This is a genomic window from Sphingobacterium nematocida (assembly GCF_900168125.1).
GTDB classification, from domain to species: Bacteria; Bacteroidota; Bacteroidia; order Sphingobacteriales; family Sphingobacteriaceae; genus Sphingobacterium; species Sphingobacterium nematocida.
The window spans coordinates 26,752-41,815 of record NZ_FUZF01000023.1 but is presented as its reverse complement, the minus strand read 5'-3'; the positions used below and the strand labels follow the sequence as shown (position 1 = coordinate 41,815).

Genomic DNA, 15,064 nt, shown 5'->3' with positions numbered 1-15,064 from the left:
AGAATCTAGATAATTGTTTACTTTTGCTGAATGAACAAGAAGAATCAAAAGCAAGAGCGGAAAGAGACACCTATTAGGTCGGTAGATAAGTACTTTAAGAAATTGGATAATACGTTTTCCCAGGGAAATAAAGGACTTTATGCGCTTTTTTTAGCACTAGCTTTTTTTGGATTTATGGGGTTGATATGGATGATTCCATTTCCGCAATTTGACTTTCTTATTCGTATGAATGCACATACATTTTTGAATTGGGGGTCCTTATTTATTGCCGTGGTCATCTATAGCTATTTGAAATTAGCACCCACATTGTCGTATGCAGTCTTATTTTGTATTGCTATCATGAGTTTCTTTATTGTACAGCTCGAATATGTCGAGCGAGATGGTGGACCATCGGTAGTTTTGGTTTGTTCAAGCATTGCCCTTGTTTCGTTATTAGTTCTATTCTTATTGATTAGGAAAGAGGGCGGATTAGGACTAAAGCATTTCTTTAGCTTCATGGGATTGGGACCAATATGGTTATGGTCTAAGGTTTTCGATAAATTTAAATGGAAATATTAATATGAGTACTTTTAACTATCCTCTGTATTTTCAATTTAAGATTGGAACTATAGCGAATGACTTTATAGCAAAGGACGCGTCCGGTCAGACAATCTGCTATGTCCGTGAGAAAATCTTTGCTTGGCGCGATCAGATTAAAATCTATAGTGATGAATCCAAAACTAATCTTCTATATGAATTGGTATCTGATAAGCTGATTGATTTTCAGCAGACATTTACGATTAAAGATCATTCGGGACGGATAGTCGGTAAAGTGCGTAGAAAGACGCTTCGATCGCTATGGCGGTCGACTTTCCGATTGATGAACAGTGAGGATAACCACGATCACACTATACAAGAGAAAAATCCTTGGACCAAGTTTATGGATGGCCTGTTTGGAGAGATTCCTTTGATAGGTATTTTATCTGGATACTTCTTTAATCCGGCTTATTTGTTGTCCAATAGCGATGGACAGGTATTATTTGAAATTAAGAAAGAACCTTCTTTTTTCGGCCGGAAGTTTACGGTACATAAACTGACATCAGATAATGTGGACGAAGAACGTTTCGTGCTGAGTCTGATGTTGATGGTATTAATAGAAAGAAGCAATGGTTAACCATTGCTTCTTTCTATTTATTTAATAATCCGCTTTATTTTGTTGGACTTCTTTATCAGTTTGTGTAGCCCTTCGTAATCTTCATCTTCTAGTTTACGATGCAGCTTTTGTAACTGTTTGATATGTTCTTCTAGAACCTCTAAGACATTGTTCCTGTTTTGTTTAAAAATTGGTGTCCACATGTCGGGAGACGACTTAGCAAGTCGTACAGTTGACTCAAAACCCGATCCTGCAAGTTCAAAAATCCGACCTTGTGATTTTTCTTTTTCCAACACTGTGAGTGCCAAAGCAAAAGAAGTAAGATGTGAGATGTGAGATACATAAGCGGTATGCATATCGTGCTCCTCTGCATTCATGAATAGGGATTTCATCTCCAATTGTTCCGTAATTGCATCCGCTATATCAAACGCGTCTTCATCGGTCCGAAAGGCATCGACATAAACCATGTTTTTGTCTTTAAACAAATTTGGTATCGCGGCCTCAGGACCAGAATACTCTGTCCCAGCCATAGGGTGGGCTGCGATATAGCGACCTCTTTTAGGGTGATCCGCTATACGTTGTAAAATATTTATTTTGGTCGAGCCCATATCAATGACCACTTGTTTGTCCACTTTATCAAGTATTGTGGGGGCTAACTGCATGATGACATCGACAGGGGTGGTGAGCACAATTACTTTTGCCTGTTGAATAGCATCTTCTAAAGACATGATTTCATCTACCAAACCGAGTTGTATCGCTTTCTTTTGGTTAGATTCATTTTTGTCTACACCTATTATTTTGTCGAAAGATTTGGTTTCTTTCAGTCGGATGGCAGCCGATCCGCCAATTAATCCAACACCGACAATAGCTATATTCATTTTTTAGTATTTAGTACTAATTATTTAGTGTTTAGAAATTAACCATTAACCATTGATTTTATCCGATTCAATGCGGCATCCAACATTTCCGTTTTTGCGCATAAACTGATACGGATATAATTATCTCCGGCATTTCCAAAAATACCGCCAGGTGTTATGAAAACTTGGGCCTTATATAAGGCTTGATCGCTGAGCGCATAACCGCTTGAATAATCTGTAGGAACTTTAGCCCATACGAATAGTCCAACTTGATTGATGTCATACCGACAGTTTAATAGGTCCATGATTTCAAAGACTTTTTTCCTGCGTTCATTGTATTCTTTGTTGAGTTCTGTGTACCAGGATTTGTCTAAGCTTAAAGCCTTGGCCGCAGCCAGCTGTAGGGGAAGGAACATGCCTGAATCCATATTGCTCTTGAATCGTAAAATCTCATTAATTCGGACCTCGCTGGCAACGAGCATTCCAATACGCCAACCCGCCATATTGGAAGATTTACTTAAAGAGTTTAGTTCAATCGCAACGTCTGCTGCGCCATCAACGGCCATAATACTCTCCGGATGATCATTCAGAATGAAACTGTAGGGATTATCATGACAGATTAAAATGTTGTGTTTTTTGCCAAAAGCAATTAGATTTTCAAAGAAACGTTTGTTGGCCAATGCTCCGGTAGGCATATGTGGGTAATTGACCCACATCATTTTTACTTTGCTTAAATCTGTTTTTTCCAGGGCATCAAAGTCGACTAACCATTGGTTGTCCTGAGATAGATCGTAAGGAACTACAGTTGCACCGGAGATCTTTACCGCCGATGTATAGGCTGGGTATCCCGGATTAGGTATTAATACTTCATCTCCTTCTTGAAGGTAGGTCATACATATATGTACTATACCTTCTTTGGACCCTATTAGAGGAAGAATTTCTGTGTTTGGATTTAAAGTAACATGATAATATCGCGAATACCAATCTGCCATCGCTTGACGTAACACAGGAGATCCCTTATAGTTTTGATAACCATGCGTGTTGTCTTGAGCAGCTTGCTCGGTCAGCACTCGGATGACTTCAGGATGGGGCGGTAGGTCAGGGCTTCCTATACCTAGATTGATTACCTGCGCTCCGGCTTTGTTCATCTCGTCAATTTCTCTCAACTTCTTCGAGAAGTAATACTCCTCGGTCTGTTGTAGCCTTTTCGCAACTTCAATATTCATATGTAATTAATTATTTCATGATCCGCCAGCTGGCGGATCGGTTTGACTTTAAAGGTCATTATCTTGTGCCGACTCGTCGGCATGGAATATCCAAAATACTACATGGATATTTCATTATTTTAAATTTGGTGCTAAATTTATAAAAACAAAATCGCTTTGTTGAATTATTTAGGTATAAAATAGCTAAAGGCTGTAAAATATGTAATATAGGTGCACTTGAGCTAACTAGGCAGAGATTTTCGATGGATAGACCTCTGATAAATAGGGAATGTTGTATCTGGTTCAATAATAGGATTGATGAAGGTTTTTTTCTATTTTTGTGGTTCTTAATTTTTTGGATGAATACATACTTTAGACTATTATCTTTTGCTAAACCAATAAGCAAATTTGCCATACCTTATGTTATCTGTACAATAGTTACTGTTGTATTTGGGACATTAAATCTAGCATTATTGATGCCATTGCTATCGGTGTTATTTAAAGGGAGTGCAGAAGTGGCCGAAGCTGTGACGCCTGTGTTGCAGAAGCCCGAACATTTTTACCATATAAAGGAATGGTTTAGTTATTTATCCAATAGCTTGTACTATGAGTTGGGACCTTACGGTGCGCTAAAGTACATCTGTGTTATTATTGTCTCGTCGGTTTTTATTTCTAATTTATTCCGTTATTTCTGTCAAAGGATTATGGAAAATTTTAGGATACATACTTTATTGAGGTTGCGTAAAGCCGTTTTTGATAATGTTATGAACCTGCATCTCGGTTTTTTTACAAATCAGAGAAAGGGAGATGTTATTTCCAAGATTGCTTCGGATGTAGGTACCGTACAATATTCTGTGACAGGCACGCTTCAGGTAGTCTTTAAGGAACCGCTCCAATTGATTGCTTATTTGGTCACTTTATTCCTTATATCCCCTCAGTTGACTTTGTTTTCAATGACGGTAATTCCTGTTTCTGCATTTTTGATAGCACGGATTGTAAAAGGTCTGAAAAAGGAGGCACGTGCTGGACAAGAGTCTTTTGCAAATATGATTACTTATTTGGATGAAGCATTGTCTGGTGTAAAAATTATAAAATCCTTTAATGCGACACGATTTGTGAAAGATCGTTTTCATAACGAGAACGAACATTTTGCCTCGATCATGCGTAGAATGGCCGCACGTCAACAGATGAGTTCACCTGTATCCGAGTTATTAGGTGTAGTAATGGTGGCTATTATTTTGTTGTATGGTGGTAGTCTGGTATTATCTGGAGAAGGGAGCTTAGACGCCGAAGCATTCATTACCTATATCGGTATATTTTCTCAGGTAATGCGTCCGGCAAAAGCATTGACGGACTCTTTTAGTGGTATTCACAACGGGTTAGCTGCTGGAGAACGTGTATTGGAACTAATTGATGAAAAAAATCTAGTAAAGGATAAAGAAGACGCTATTGTCGTCCATACATTTGAAAACACGATACAGTTTGATGGGGTTGATTTCAGATATGGTGATCGTAATGTGCTTAACGGTATTAATCTTAATATTGAGAAAGGGCAGACGGTGGCTTTAGTAGGTCCCTCAGGAGGAGGGAAATCCACGTTAGTCGATTTGATACCTAGATTTATGGATGTTACTTCTGGAGCCGTTAGATTTGATGGTAAGGATCTACGTGACCTGAATCAGGATTCACTACGTGCTTTAATAGGTACAGTGAATCAGGATTCTATATTGTTTAACGATTCTATCTTTAATAATATTGCGTTTGGAAGTCCTTCTGTGACAATGGAGGAAGTAGAGAATGCTGCACGGATAGCGAATGCGCACGACTTCATTCTTCATACGAGTGATGGTTATGACACCAATATAGGTGATCGAGGTACGAAACTTTCCGGTGGGCAGAGACAAAGGATATGTATAGCGCGTGCTGTACTCAAGAATCCTCCAATTATGCTATTAGATGAAGCAACATCGGCATTAGATACGGAGTCCGAAAGACTGGTACAGGATTCTTTGTATAAGTTGATGGAAAACAGAACTACCGTAGTTATTGCCCATCGATTGAGTACGATACAGAATGCAGATAAAATTGTGGTATTAGAAGGGGGAAGGATTGTGGAAGAGGGCTCACATACGGAGTTGCTGACAAAGAATGGATTGTATCGAAGATTAATAGATATGCAACAATTTGCTGAAACGTAATACTTTTGAAATAGCACATATTATTGATTCATTTTAACTTTTTATAACATCAATGAGCCTATTTCGTCTGGCTCTTGTTTGTTGTTGATCCCAAGGAATTACGAAAGTTTTATTCTGTGGATTAGAAGTAAAAAGGTGCAGTAAAACGCATATTTTGCTTTAGGTATTGGCGAATACGAAGCATTTTAGCTAAGTTTGTATTAGAAGGAGAGACACATGAATGCTAATAAGGCGCTTGATTTTTTAATCAAAAGTGAGACAGACCCAGATTTAAAAAAAATAGCAGAAAAAGTCGTTGCTGAAGAACGAATTACAGTCGAGGAAGGGATAATTCTTTATCAAAAAGGCGAGCTGAATTATTTAGGTGTTTTAGCAAATTACATCAGAGAACGTAAGCACGGTGATCGTACCTATTTCAATAGAAATTTTCATATCGAACCGACCAATGTGTGCGTATATGATTGTAAATTCTGTTCGTACTCGCGGATGATCAAGCAGCGCGAAGAAGGATGGGAGATGGATGTTGAAGGTATGATGGATGTTGTTCGTCGTTACGATGATGATGCCGTCACTGAAGTACATATTACAGGAGGTGTTGTACCAAAACAAAACCTAGAGTTCTATGCCGATTTTTTCAAAAAATGTAAAGCTCATAGACCTGACTTACATATAAAGGCATTAACGCCGGTAGAATATTATTATATTTTCAAGAAAGCAAAATTAAGTCATTTCGATGGGATGAAATATCTCAAAGAGTGTGGCTTGGATTCGATGCCTGGTGGAGGGGCCGAAATATTCCATCCGGAGGTTCGGGAAAAAATAGCGCATGATAAATGTACCGCCGAACAGTGGTTGGATATCCATGAGCAGGCACATAAATTGGGAATGAATACCAATGCGACAATGCTGTATGGTCATATTGAAGCGTATTGGCATCGGGTTGATCATATGGAGCGTTTACGTCAATTACAGGACAAAACTGGAGGTTTTCAAACTTTTATCCCCTTGAAATTTAGAAACAAGGACAATCAAATGTCAAATATTCCTGAGGTGTCTGTGATTGAAGATCTCCGGAATTATGCTATAGCACGGATTTATTTAGATAATTTTGATCATATCAAAGCCTATTGGGCAATGATATCCAGAGATACAGCTCAGTTGTCGCTTGCTTACGGTGTTAACGATATTGATGGTACGCTGGATGATACCACCAAAATCTATAGCATGGCCGGTGCAGAGGAACAAACTCCGGCTATGAGTACACAGCAGTTGGTTGAGTTGATAAAGAATGTAGGGCGACACCCAATCGAACGGGATACCTTGTATAACGTGGTGACAGACTATAAGGATGTTGTTTTTGATGAGGATAAATCAAAGCGTTACTATGCTTTGCCTGTTGTAAATTAACACAAAAAATTGAAGAAAAGTTTCTATTTTATAAGACACGGACAAACGGACCTGAACCTTAAAGGTATTGTGCAGGGACGGGGAGTAGATTCTCCTTTGAATGAGAATGGACTCAAACAAGCTGCTGCATTTTATAAAGCTTATAAAGATGTACCTTTCGATAAGATCTATACATCCACCCTTTTACGTACCCATCAGACTGTTGAGCCTTTTTTGACAAAGAATATTTCGGTCGAACAATTGGAAGGATTGGACGAGATTAGCTGGGGTATTTATGAAGGGCAGGAGCAAGACGAAACGATTATGAAGGGATTTCAGGAACTCGTCGATTCTTGGCGAAATAATGAACTGGATGCGCGTGTTGAAAATGGAGAATCGCCTAATGAGTTGGTCGAACGTCAAAAGAAGGCTATAGCATATATGTTGTCGAAAGAAAAGGAAGAGCATGTTTTGGTCTGTATGCATGGACGTGCCCTACGGATTATGCTGTGCCATCTTACGGATGTTCCTGTCAGCCAAATGGACGATTTTCCACACACCAATACAGCTTTATACATCTTAGACTACGATCGGGGTGCATTTTCGATATCAGATTATTACAATACAGAACATTTGAAAGAGTTATTATAATGAGTAAAGTAAGGGTTTCAGCGGTGAGCTACACCAATACATTGCCATTTTTGCAAGGGCTTAAGTCTTCGCCTGTAATGGACAGGATTGATTTAAGTGTAGACTACCCGGCAGAATGTGCTCGCAAAGTAATTACAAATGAAGCAGACCTGGGAATTATACCTGTCGCTGCATTATTAAAGATTGCTAATCCTCTTATTATTACAGATTACTGTATAGGCTCGGATGGTGCGGTTGATTCTGTTTTTATCTTTTCAGATAAACCTATTTCTGAAGTTAAAACACTTCGTCTGGATCCACAATCCAGGACTTCAAACGGACTAGCTCGTATTCTGTTAAAGTATTACTGGAAAAATGATGTAGATATCGTTTGGGAAGGGAATGCGGATGCATACGTACTTATTGGTGATAGGACGTTTGGTAAAAAAGAAGGCGTCGCTTATGTTTATGATCTTGGGTATTTCTGGAAGGAGTTGACAGGTTTGCCTTTTGCGTATGCAGTTTGGGTGGCCAATAAGGAACTTCCAGTCGATTTTATCAACTTATTTAATCAAGCGTTGGCTGATGGTGTATCTCATCCCAAAGATGTTATTCCTGGATTGCCTATTTATCCCAATTTTGATTATGAAATCTATTTAACAGAAAGCCTAGATTTTAAATTGAATGTCGGAAAGAGGCAAGCCATAGCAAAATACCTCGAGTTGTATAAAACGCTAGAAGAAATAGAAATAGCTCCTATAACTTAGGAGCTATTTTTTAATTGTAATTTATTTGGCTGCCCTTCTCTAAGTCTTTAGTTACGGATATGGATCGTGGCATTCGTTCTTTTAATTCATCGACATGAGAAATAATACCGACTACCCTATTCTCGTGCTGAAGATATTGGAGAGTGTCGAAAACAGTGTTTATACTTTCAGCATCTTGAGTCCCGAACCCTTCATCGATAAAGAAGAAATTTCTATCTGCTTTATTTAATGATTGGATATTTTCGGCTAATGCTAGAGCAAGACATAGCGAAGCTTGAAAGCTCTGACCTCCTGAAAGTGTCTTCACCGATCGTTGATAGCCATCATGAAGGTAATCGATCACTTCAAACTCATTGTTTTCATTAAGACATAAGCTGAGCTGATTCTTGCTGAGTCTATGGAAACGCTGGTTTGCAATTTCGCAGAGTCGTGCTAGGTGGATACTAGATACATAATTGATGAAACCATTGCCTTTGAACATATTGTCTAATATTCTCAGATTTTCTTTACGATTGTTGAGCTGTTCGTAGTCTATTAATAAGTTGTTTTTCTTGTTCAATTCAATGGTTAGACGGGCTAATTCTTTTTCTAGTGCACCGGCCAATGCGAACTGCAATTCGAGTTCTTCTTTTTTTAACTGGTGGATTTCCTGGGTGTCTTCAAATAGCTTCTGAGAGAATGAACTATCTTTCGTCAGTTCTCTTAATTCAATGATTCGTGTGGTAAGTGTGTTGTGTTGCAAATAGAATTGCTGTATCTTTTCGCGTAGGCTTACGACATCTAAATTTTTGTCTAGAATAGCTTTAACTACGGTGATATCCCCAAATTGAAATTCCTTCAAGAGATTGTTAATTGTTCCTTGTAAAGCTTGGAGCTGTCCATTGAGAGCAACGTATTGTTCATGAGCTTCTGCATATTGACCAGCAGTCTCTGCAAATTGAGTCTTGGTCCGTATGAGTATATCATTCCAATCTGTAACCTGTTGCTCGACACGATTTATTTTCTGTTCCAGTTCACGGAGTTGATCGATCAGTACTGATTTTTCTATTCCTTTATAGGTAGATACTTCGATTACTTTTAACTGTTGCGTATGTTGCGCTATTTTTGCCTCTAAAATCTTAATCTGAATTTTTAAATCATCTAAGGATTTTTCATACTTAGTCCGATTTTCCTGAGTTTCTTGCAGCTCCTTACGAGTATCTTTGATGCCATTTTCTTGTTGAAGAATTTTGGCTTCTAATTGCTGAACTTCACTTTTTGTCGCTTCAAAATCTTTACGGTTCCCTTTTTCAAAATTTTTCCAGATAAAACTATTCTCATGGATCGAAATTAATTCGGATATTTCCTGTATATTTTGTTTTAGAGTATCCGATCCTTTGAGCTTATCCGTAATCAATACGGTAATGGCCGATACTTTTGTATAGCGATCTCTCAACTCCTGTTCGCTATTTGTTAATTGTGCCCTTTCGCCATTTAGCTGCTCTATTTCCAGTTTCCAGTTTTCCTCATGCATTGGATTCGGATGATCTAAAGAACCACATAACGGACATGGCTCGCCCTGATGCAGTTTTAAAACATATTGAGATAGCTCTTGTTTAACTAAGACTGAATTTTCCTTTTCTTTTAATAAGCTGCTTTGTGTAGAAATACCGGTTATTTTTTCCTGAAGTATCTCTCGCCAATTTGTTTCAGAAAGATTCTGTTCTTCGAGTTCAGAACGATATTCTGTTATTTCTATTTCTTGTTGCTGCAATTTGCCTTGAATATCGGAGAGTTGTCCCTGTAGCTGATCATATCGTTGGTACCAGTTTTCGATAGCCATTAATTCCTGTGTCGGCGTACGCGAGCTTTTAGCAAGCTCCAGTCGATGCTCTTCTTCTTGAAGACGAATAATCAGGTTTTGTTCTTTCTGCTGGGTTTGAAGTACAATAGGGGAACCTCTATTTACCCGATTTTCTAACTCGATCTTACTTTGCTCTAATTCGGCATTGGCAATCAATAATTGATAATCGTCCGTCTTCTTTTTGTAGGTGGGAAGCTGTTCGTAATCTTCCTTTAAGCTTTCCAATTGCTGCTCGGTCTCTGTTATCCTTCTATTGAGTAATTGCTTGTTGTCTTTAAGCTTTTCAATTTTGATTAATAGTTGCTCTTTATTGTAGGTAATGTGATGGAGACTATTGATTGGTTCTCTAAAATGTAGGGAGACAGACTCAAATTCCTGAATCTCCTTTTCATACAGCTTTACTTTAGGACGTTGTTGTTCTAAGGTTTCTAGTTCAAGTTGTTTGTTGTCAAGATCAGTCTTGTTTTCCTTCTCTATACGTAGTTTATATAGTTGTTTTTCAACTTTTTCAAATTCTAGCTTGACCTTCTCTAAAAAGAGCTTCGCGTCTTCTAACGCTTGCTTATTATCTATAATTATTTCGTTTGAGACTTCTTCAAATCCCGTAAGCGCACCTTTTATATGTTCAAGCTTTTTATTGTTATCACTTTGTAACATGCCCACTTTGGGACCAAGGTCATATTGGTTTAAAAAGAAAATCTCTTTCATCATATCTGAACGATCTTTTCCCTTTAGTTCCAAAAACTCCATGAACTGTCCCTGAGGGATGATAATTGTACGTCTGAAATTTGGATAGGAGAGGTTGGTAACTTTGGCTCCATCTGCTGACTCTAGAGGGAGCCAATTGTCATCTTTCCATACATAGGCGTAGCGTTCGATGCTAGTTGTCTCTTCAAATTTCTTTTTACGTCTCCACTGCGCCACAAATCTAAATTTCTTGCCTTCGAAGTTTAGAAATTGAAAATCGATTATAGCGGTGTCCGATTTGAGGTTAAGCATGTTGTAAGCACGCTTTTCTTGCTTGTTTAGCCTTTCTGTTTCACCATATAAGGCAAAGCTAATAGCCTCTAGGATGGAGGATTTTCCAGAGCCTACTGCCCCAAATATGCCGAACAATCCTCCTTCGGTGAGTTGTGTAAAGTCGACTTCCTGTTTTTTTTGATAAGAATATAATCCTTCTAGACTTAAATATATCGGTAGCATATTATCCTTCTATATCTTTGTTTTGTGTCATTACTTCCTTAAATAAGGCATTAATCTCTTCGTTTGGATCTTGTCCATATTTGCTTCTGAAATAATCAGCAAAAAGAGAATGTATATCTTGATCCAATTTGACCGTAGCTTTGGACTCTGCATCTCCATGTACACTAGTCAGAACAGGTATCACATGGATAATTCCATCATGTGCTTCATGCAATCTTTTTAACTCTAACGACGATAGGTATGTATCGGTTTGCATGGTAAGTTCGACCAATGTATTGGGGTGTTCATGAAGCCAACTTACGGCGTCATCAATGGATTGGAATTTCTTACGGTGTAGTCTACGACCTTTTGTTAGACTTATGGGAGTAATCTGAGGAGTCTCTCCAGGTTCGATTTCTATCAGGACAACTTTTTTGCTTTGTCCCGCTTCTGCAAAAGAGTAGGCTAGGGGTGCGCTGGAATATACTACTGGAGAGCAATGACCTGCAATGTGTTGATAACGATGAAGGTGGCCTAGTGCTGTATACTGTATAGCAGCAGGAATGCTATCTGTATAGGTGATGTCGGCATTGCCTATTTTGATCGGCTTTTCACCCTCAGGTTCATCCAATATCTCACCCCCACGTTCCATCATATAAAGGTGAGCTGTTAATATATTTACACCTTTGTCGTCGCAGTAGTTGTCTGCTAGTTTTGACCAGTGGGTATTGATCCATTGATTAAGTTCGTTGGATTTATCTTCAATTCCCATAAAATGTTTGAGTCTTATTTCATTGGCGTAAGGTGTAGTTAGGAGACGTACGGGGTACGGAATATGTGCTAATTGAATTTCTAAAAAGCCTTGGTCACTTTTCGTGATTTCAAAATGATCCTCGACAGCAAACGGCTGTATCTTGACATTTGGATATCCTATAAAAATAATCCCGCAGGCCTTAGCTAAGGGATCGACGGAATCTACACGATCCGGCGAATCGTGATTTCCGGCTATAGCTAAGACAGGACGTTTTCCATTTGCCGTCAGACGTTTTAATGTCTGATATAATAGTTCTGTAGCTTCTACAGGAGGGTTGAATGCGTCAAAAAGATCTCCTGCTACTAGGATTAGATCGACCTCTTGTTGTTCAGATATTTGACATATTTCATCTAAAACCTCCTTCTGTTCTTCCAGTCTCGATACGAAGTCAAGACGCTTCCCTAAATGCCAATCAGCGGTATGGAGTATTTTCATGGATACAAATCTGTAGTAAATTTTCCTCTGTCATGTCGACAGCTTATTTGACAGAGGAAAAATACAGATTTTTGCCCAAAAGAATAGTTAATAAAGTATAAAAGTTTAAGGTTGTAAGGATACGGTTTTCGGTTCTTTGTTTCCGTTATGACATGTTTCACATGTAATGTTTTGAATTACACCAGCATGTTCGTGTTTGAAGTATTTTTTATTTATTTTGTTTGTCATTTTCATCATCTCCCGAGCAATGTTTTTATGTGGGTTTTCGTCGCTGGCAAAGTCCAATCCTTTTTCACCATTAGATTTTGGTGCATGACAAAAGTTACACTTAACACCTAGCGCAGCATTAAATCCTTTCATGACCTTCTCCAGCTCTTCATGCGATACATTTTTAGGGAGGACCTTTAGGTTTTTTGGACCTTCTGTCTGTACGGTGGTGGGTGCTTGGGTAAATGCACTGATTGTAAAAACAACGGCGGCAATGCCCGATAGCATAAGGAATTTTGTGCGATTTATCATGGTTATAATTTTTTACTTAGCGCAATATACTTATATGATTTTGATTGTCATAATAAAGTCATGTGAATTTGTGATTAAATTTTTGATTATGCTATTTTACTTTGAAAGCTCAATGTGGTTTTATAGATTTGCGATCGACTAAACTAGGATATAAATTTATGTGGACAAGAATAATTATAACGCTATTGGCACTGGGGGCCTTTTTCCGTGTTTGTGCGGACGATGTTAAACCCGTCAAAAATAAAACATCTTATGATTTTCTATTAAGATTACCTAATGATTATTCGGAAGAAGGAGAGAAACAGCCTATTTTAGTATTTCTACACGGTAAGAGCTTGTCAGGTTCTAATCTGGAACGGGTGAAGCGTTATGGAGTGCTGTATGCAATGGAGAGAGGCCAGGAAATACCAGGTATAATAGTTGCGCCCCAAACGAGTAATGGATGGAATCCGGATCAAGTGATGGAAGTTATAGACTATATACTATCTAATTATAATGCTGATGCTTCGCGAGTATACGTTTGCGGGATGAGTATGGGGGCTTACGGAACTATGGATGTTGCCGGAAAGTACCCGGATAGAATTGCTGCTGCGGTAGCTATTTGTGGTGGTGGTACAGCGGGATATGCCTGTAATCTAACTCAGGTCCCTTTATGGATACAACACGGTAACCGGGATCGAGCCGTACCGCTGTCCGAATCAAAAAAGATGTTTAATGCGATAAAGAAGTGTGATGATGACGCTGACGTCACGCTAACGGTAGTGCCGGGAGGAACACACGGTAGTGTCGAACGATTATTTCACGAAGATGAAATCTATGATTGGTTGTTTTCCTATAGAAAGCTAATCACAAAATAAAAAGAGGCTGTCTCACTTTTGAGACAGCCTCTTTTTATTTTGAATATTTGTATTGTTACAAAGCATCAATTTTTTCTTGAATAGCTTTACCCTTCTCTTCCAATTGTAGGAAATCGTAAAGACCTTTCAATCCTTTTAAAGCACTCTCGTTTTTAGGGTCATTTTCAAGAACCTTTAAGAAATGCGCTTCAGCAGGTTTTATCTTTTCTTTCAACTCACCTACTTTTGTCGTGTATTGGTTGTTGGACAACGTCTTGTCTTCATTAACTTTTTGCAATTGCTCGCGGATAGAGTTCATCAATACTACACCTGCATTTAAGTTTGCATCATTATAGTTGGGGTCGATTGCAATAGCTTTGCTATATGCTTCATAAGCTTTGTCAGCGTTGTTGTTTGCACTTTGAGCTATACCTAAATAATAATAAAGGTTTTTGTTATTGCTATCTTTTGAAATTTGATTTTCAATTTCGCTGATGATTTTTGACTCATTCCCGACGATAAGATTCAATTCGATATTCTGTACAACAGCATCGTTTTCATTTGGGTACTCCTTCGCTGCTAATGCGGCATACTCTAGAGCGCTTGTTGTATCTTTTAGCGAAAGGTATAGTTTAGGTAAATCGACCAATACTGCTTTATGCTGCGAATAATCTTTTTTGCTGATTAATTGTTTGTACTTATCAATACCATTTTGATAGTCGTTGTTTTGTATTGCTGCTAGACCCGCGTAATAGGTCAACGTCGTATCTCCTGGCATGTAAGTAAGCGCTTGGTTGAATGCGTCATAAGCTGCCTTATACTCTTTTTTATCCCAAAACCCTACTCCGTGATTGAAGTTAAAAGAATATAGGTTTTGCTCTGCAACACTAATATTCGCTTTGTTCTTTTGATCTTTATCTAGCTCTTTTGCTTTGGCGATACCTTCGGCAGCTTTAGTAGCCTTTTCTTCACTTTTCTCATCTACAGCCATACTTGCGTATACCAAAGAATAGTACGTCCAAGTTTCCGCTAGATCTTTAGTTTTCTCATGAACAGAAGCTGCATCGATTGCTTCTTTTGCTGTCTGTAGGAATGATGCACCTAGTTGAGCTGATCCTGTGCTTCTTAACTCTTCGTATTTTTGAATGTTGGAAGCAGCTTTCTTCAGATTACTAGATTGGGCAAATACCGTAGTACCTGCTGTAACCATCGCTGATAAAATTATTGCTTTTTTTAAATCCATATCTAATTCTTATTACT

Annotated in this window: 13 protein-coding genes; 7 read left to right on the top strand and 6 right to left on the bottom strand. The window is 38.4% G+C overall.

Annotated features, from left to right (window positions below; all coding sequences use genetic code 11):
* Positions 1 to 30: 30 nt before the first annotated feature.
* Positions 31 to 558: a hypothetical protein gene (locus B5X76_RS19290; protein WP_079645566.1), complete on the top strand. Its 528-nt coding sequence runs from the start codon at positions 31 to 33 to the stop codon at positions 556 to 558.
* 1 nt (position 559) lies between these two features.
* The gene (locus tag B5X76_RS19285; protein WP_079645565.1) at positions 560 to 1,153 is read left to right on the top strand and encodes an LURP-one-related family protein; all 594 of its coding nucleotides are present in this window, start codon (positions 560 to 562) and stop codon (positions 1,151 to 1,153) included.
* A 17-nt stretch (positions 1,154 to 1,170) separates the two neighbouring features.
* On the opposite strand, the gene B5X76_RS19280 is transcribed toward B5X76_RS19285, so the two are convergent.
* Both B5X76_RS19280 and B5X76_RS19275 read right to left on the bottom strand, forming a co-directional pair.
* Positions 1,171 to 2,010, bottom strand: coding sequence for a prephenate dehydrogenase (locus tag B5X76_RS19280; protein ID WP_079645564.1), 840 nt, complete (start codon positions 2,008 to 2,010; stop codon positions 1,171 to 1,173).
* Positions 2,011 to 2,048: 38 nt separating this feature from the next.
* Complete coding sequence (locus B5X76_RS19275; RefSeq protein ID WP_079645563.1) at positions 2,049 to 3,215, bottom strand: pyridoxal phosphate-dependent aminotransferase; 1,167 nt, start codon at positions 3,213 to 3,215, stop codon at positions 2,049 to 2,051.
* Between the two features lie 338 nt (positions 3,216 to 3,553).
* Here B5X76_RS19275 and B5X76_RS19270 point away from each other — a divergent pair, with 338 nt between their 5' ends.
* The 4 genes from B5X76_RS19270 (at position 3,554) to B5X76_RS19255 (ending at position 8,175) form a co-directional block, all read left to right on the top strand.
* The gene (locus tag B5X76_RS19270) at positions 3,554 to 5,392 is read left to right on the top strand and encodes an ABC transporter ATP-binding protein (RefSeq protein WP_079645562.1); all 1,839 of its coding nucleotides are present in this window, start codon (positions 3,554 to 3,556) and stop codon (positions 5,390 to 5,392) included.
* Positions 5,393 to 5,608: 216 nt separating this feature from the next.
* Positions 5,609 to 6,799: an aminofutalosine synthase MqnE gene (gene mqnE, locus B5X76_RS19265; protein ID WP_079645561.1), complete on the top strand. Its 1,191-nt coding sequence runs from the start codon at positions 5,609 to 5,611 to the stop codon at positions 6,797 to 6,799.
* Positions 6,800 to 6,808: 9 nt separating this feature from the next.
* Complete coding sequence (locus B5X76_RS19260) at positions 6,809 to 7,429, top strand: histidine phosphatase family protein (protein WP_079645560.1); 621 nt, start codon at positions 6,809 to 6,811, stop codon at positions 7,427 to 7,429.
* Entirely contained in the window at positions 7,429 to 8,175 is a 747-nt protein-coding gene (locus B5X76_RS19255) for a menaquinone biosynthetic enzyme MqnA/MqnD family protein (protein ID WP_079645559.1), read from the top strand. The genes B5X76_RS19260 and B5X76_RS19255 overlap by 1 nt, the downstream gene beginning before the upstream one ends.
* A 10-nt stretch (positions 8,176 to 8,185) precedes the next feature.
* On the opposite strand, the gene B5X76_RS19250 is transcribed toward B5X76_RS19255, so the two are convergent.
* The 3 genes from B5X76_RS19250 to B5X76_RS19240 form a co-directional block, all read right to left on the bottom strand.
* Entirely contained in the window at positions 8,186 to 11,221 is a 3,036-nt protein-coding gene (locus tag B5X76_RS19250) for an SbcC/MukB-like Walker B domain-containing protein (protein WP_079645558.1), read from the bottom strand.
* A gap of 1 nt (position 11,222) precedes the next feature.
* Positions 11,223 to 12,449: a metallophosphoesterase family protein gene (locus B5X76_RS19245; RefSeq protein ID WP_079645557.1), complete on the bottom strand. Its 1,227-nt coding sequence runs from the start codon at positions 12,447 to 12,449 to the stop codon at positions 11,223 to 11,225.
* Positions 12,450 to 12,554: 105 nt separating this feature from the next.
* Complete coding sequence (locus tag B5X76_RS19240) at positions 12,555 to 12,968, bottom strand: c-type cytochrome (RefSeq protein WP_079645556.1); 414 nt, start codon at positions 12,966 to 12,968, stop codon at positions 12,555 to 12,557.
* Between the two features lie 158 nt (positions 12,969 to 13,126).
* Between B5X76_RS19240 and B5X76_RS19235 the strand changes: the two genes are divergently transcribed.
* Positions 13,127 to 13,825, top strand: coding sequence for a carboxylesterase family protein (locus B5X76_RS19235; RefSeq protein ID WP_079645555.1), 699 nt, complete (start codon positions 13,127 to 13,129; stop codon positions 13,823 to 13,825).
* A gap of 55 nt (positions 13,826 to 13,880) precedes the next feature.
* Here the strand turns inward: B5X76_RS19235 and B5X76_RS19230 are convergent, their stop codons facing one another.
* Positions 13,881 to 15,047 (bottom strand): tetratricopeptide repeat protein, encoded by a 1,167-nt coding sequence (locus tag B5X76_RS19230; protein WP_079645554.1) that lies wholly within the window; start codon positions 15,045 to 15,047, stop codon positions 13,881 to 13,883.
* Positions 15,048 to 15,064 lie beyond the last annotated feature (17 nt).

Bases quoted from the DNA above. Each gene is read 5' to 3' on its own strand.
- B5X76_RS19235 (WP_079645555.1), top strand. From the start codon at position 13,127: ATGTGGACAAGAATAATTATAACGCTATTGGCACTGGGGGCCTTTTTC.
- B5X76_RS19280 (WP_079645564.1), bottom strand. From the start codon at position 2,010: ATGAATATAGCTATTGTCGGTGTTGGATTAATTGGCGGATCGGCTGCC.
- B5X76_RS19285 (WP_079645565.1), top strand. From the start codon at position 560: ATGAGTACTTTTAACTATCCTCTGTATTTTCAATTTAAGATTGGAACT.
- B5X76_RS19245 (WP_079645557.1), bottom strand. From the start codon at position 12,449: ATGAAAATACTCCATACCGCTGATTGGCATTTAGGGAAGCGTCTTGAC.
- B5X76_RS19250 (WP_079645558.1), bottom strand. From the start codon at position 11,221: ATGCTACCGATATATTTAAGTCTAGAAGGATTATATTCTTATCAAAAA.
- B5X76_RS19275 (WP_079645563.1), bottom strand. From the start codon at position 3,215: ATGAATATTGAAGTTGCGAAAAGGCTACAACAGACCGAGGAGTATTAC.
- mqnE (WP_079645561.1), top strand. From the start codon at position 5,609: ATGAATGCTAATAAGGCGCTTGATTTTTTAATCAAAAGTGAGACAGAC.
- B5X76_RS19255 (WP_079645559.1), top strand. From the start codon at position 7,429: ATGAGTAAAGTAAGGGTTTCAGCGGTGAGCTACACCAATACATTGCCA.
- B5X76_RS19240 (WP_079645556.1), bottom strand. From the start codon at position 12,968: ATGATAAATCGCACAAAATTCCTTATGCTATCGGGCATTGCCGCCGTT.
- B5X76_RS19270 (WP_079645562.1), top strand. From the start codon at position 3,554: ATGAATACATACTTTAGACTATTATCTTTTGCTAAACCAATAAGCAAA.
- B5X76_RS19290 (WP_079645566.1), top strand. From the start codon at position 31: ATGAACAAGAAGAATCAAAAGCAAGAGCGGAAAGAGACACCTATTAGG.
- B5X76_RS19230 (WP_079645554.1), bottom strand. From the start codon at position 15,047: ATGGATTTAAAAAAAGCAATAATTTTATCAGCGATGGTTACAGCAGGT.